Origin of the sequence: Salibaculum sp. (assembly GCF_035270045.1) — a bacterium.
Lineage (GTDB): Bacteria > Pseudomonadota > Alphaproteobacteria > Rhodobacterales > Rhodobacteraceae > Salibaculum.
In genome coordinates, this window is the sequence record NZ_DATFIP010000057.1 from 1 (window position 1) to 2,028 (window position 2,028).

3 protein-coding genes, 1 tRNA gene and 1 pseudogene are annotated in these 2,028 nt (G+C 64.3%); all 5 read left to right on the forward strand.

What is annotated here, in order from left to right; translation table 11 throughout:
* A pseudogene (locus VJ897_RS09820) lies at window positions 1–82 on the forward strand (translation initiation factor IF-1); the annotation flags it as partial.
* Between the two features lie 14 nt (window positions 83–96).
* The gene (locus VJ897_RS09825; RefSeq protein WP_324055433.1) at window positions 97–675 is read left to right on the forward strand and encodes a Maf family protein; all 579 of its coding nucleotides are present in this window, start codon (window positions 97–99) and stop codon (window positions 673–675) included.
* Window positions 672–1,697, forward strand: coding sequence for a ribonuclease E/G (locus VJ897_RS09830; RefSeq protein WP_324055434.1), 1,026 nt, complete (start codon window positions 672–674; stop codon window positions 1,695–1,697). The genes VJ897_RS09825 and VJ897_RS09830 overlap by 4 nt, the downstream gene beginning before the upstream one ends.
* Window positions 1,694–1,876 (forward strand): DNA gyrase inhibitor YacG, encoded by a 183-nt coding sequence (locus tag VJ897_RS09835; protein ID WP_324055435.1) that lies wholly within the window; start codon window positions 1,694–1,696, stop codon window positions 1,874–1,876. Before VJ897_RS09830 ends, VJ897_RS09835 begins: the two co-directional genes overlap by 4 nt.
* A gap of 77 nt (window positions 1,877–1,953) precedes the next feature.
* A tRNA-Phe gene (locus VJ897_RS09840) sits at window positions 1,954–2,028 on the forward strand.

The window sequence follows — 2,028 nt, forward strand, 5'->3', positions numbered from 1 at the left end:
CGTTCTGGCAGGCGACAAGGTGCAGGTTGAGATGACCCCCTATGATCTGACCAAGGGTCGGATCAACTACCGCTTCAAGTAAGCGTCTGATTTTTCATGCGTTTCATTCTCGGATCGGGTAGCCCGCGCCGCAGGGATCTGTTGGCGCAAATTGGCGTCGTGGCGGATGATATTCGCCCGCCCGAGATTGACGAGACCCCCGCCAAAGGTGAGTTGCCCCGCCCCTACTGCGCCCGTATGGCGCGCGAAAAGGCGTGGGCGGTTACGGTGGAGGAGGGCGACATCGTGCTCGCGGCCGATACTACCGTGGCCTTGGGCCGCCGCATTCTCGGCAAGCCCGAGTCGGCGGCAGAGGCGGCGGAATTCCTGCTTGCGCTGTCGGGCCGCCGTCACCGGGTGATCACCGCCGTCGCGGTGCGACTCGGCGATCGGATATGGGAGCGGGACGTGGTGACTGCCGTCAGGATGAAGCGCCTGTCGGATGAGGAACTCAACGGCTATCTCGCCAGCAATGACTGGCAGGGAAAGGCGGGTGGTTACGGCATTCAGGGCGCCGCCGGGGCGCTGATCCCGTGGATATCGGGCTCATTTACCGCCGTCGTCGGCCTTCCTTTGACTGAAACCGCCGGGCTTTTGCAGGCGGCAGGCTATCCCCTATGGAAGGACACCTCATGACCGGCCGCAGCATCGCTCTCGATCACATCAATGGGGCCGAGGCCGCGGCGCTTCTGGTGGATGGCAGGCTGGATGATCTGCTGATCGATTCGGACCAACCCCGTCCTGGTGCCATCTACCGTGCCATCGCCGACCGGCCCGTGAAGGGGCAAGGGGGCATGTTCCTGCGCACGCCCGACGGCTCGGCTTTTTTGCGGCAGGTCAAGGGCCTCGCTCCCGGTCAGCCGCTTCTGGTGCAGGTTACGGGCTATGCGGAACCGGGCAAGGCGCTGCCGGTGACGACGAAACTGCTCTTTAAGAGCCGCTATGCCATTGTCACGCCGGAGGCCCCGGGGCTGAACGTGTCGCGGACGATCAAGGACGACGACTTGCGCGACACGCTGTTGCAGATCGCGCATGCGGAAATGGGCGAGAGCGACATGGGGCTGATCCTGCGCTCGGCCTGCGCCGAGGGAGACGCGGACGAGATTGCCGAGGATATCCGAACCATGCAGGATCTGGCCCGCGCGGTGCTGGCCGATGCCGCCGGGCGCGAGCCCGAAAAGCTGACCGAAGGTGACGGCCCGCATGCCCTCGCCTGGCGAGACTGGGCAGAGCCCTCGGAGGTGATTACCAAGGCAGGGTGTTTTGCGGCACTCGGCGTTTTCGATCAGATCGACAGGCTGAGAGACGCTCAGGTGCCCCTGCCCGGAGGTGGCACGTATTATGTGGAGCCGACCCGTGCACTGGTGGCGGTGGACGTGAACACCGGTGGCGATGCCAGCCCGGCGGCGGGGCTCAAAGCCAATCTCGCTATGGCCCGTGACCTGGCCCGGCAATTGCGCCTGCGGGGCCTGGGCGGGCAGATCACGCTCGACCTCGCGCCGATGCCCAAGAAAGACCGTCGCAGTTTTGAGACCAGTCTGCGTGCGGCTTTCCGCAAGGATGCGACCGAAACCACCCTTGCCGGATGGACGCCACTGGGTCATTTTGAGCTGCAACGCAAACGCGACCGCCTGCCCCTGACCGACGTGATGACATGACCTGCCCGATCTGCCGAAAACCTGCGGATACCCGCTATCGCCCGTTTTGCTCCAAACGCTGCGCCGATGTCGATCTGGGCAAGTGGTTCGGCGGCGATTATGCGGTGCCCTCCAGCGATCCCGAGGATGTCGAGGCGGCCATTGAAGCGGTTGAACAGACGCCGCAAAAACCCCATTGATTTTTGCGCATACCCTCTGGACACCCCGGCCCGCCTCGCCTAGAACGCATCCACCCGAAGGACCAGCCTTCACCCGTGCCCGGGTAGCTCAGGGGTAGAGCAGTGGATTGAAAATCCTCGTGTCGGTGGTTCGATTCCGCCCCCGGGCACCA

Coding starts and splice junctions, on each gene's coding strand:
- VJ897_RS09835 (WP_324055435.1), top strand. CDS start 1,694: ATGACCTGCCCGATCTGCCGAAAACCTGCGGATACCCGCTATCGCCCG.
- VJ897_RS09830 (WP_324055434.1), top strand. CDS start 672: ATGACCGGCCGCAGCATCGCTCTCGATCACATCAATGGGGCCGAGGCC.
- VJ897_RS09825 (WP_324055433.1), top strand. CDS start 97: ATGCGTTTCATTCTCGGATCGGGTAGCCCGCGCCGCAGGGATCTGTTG.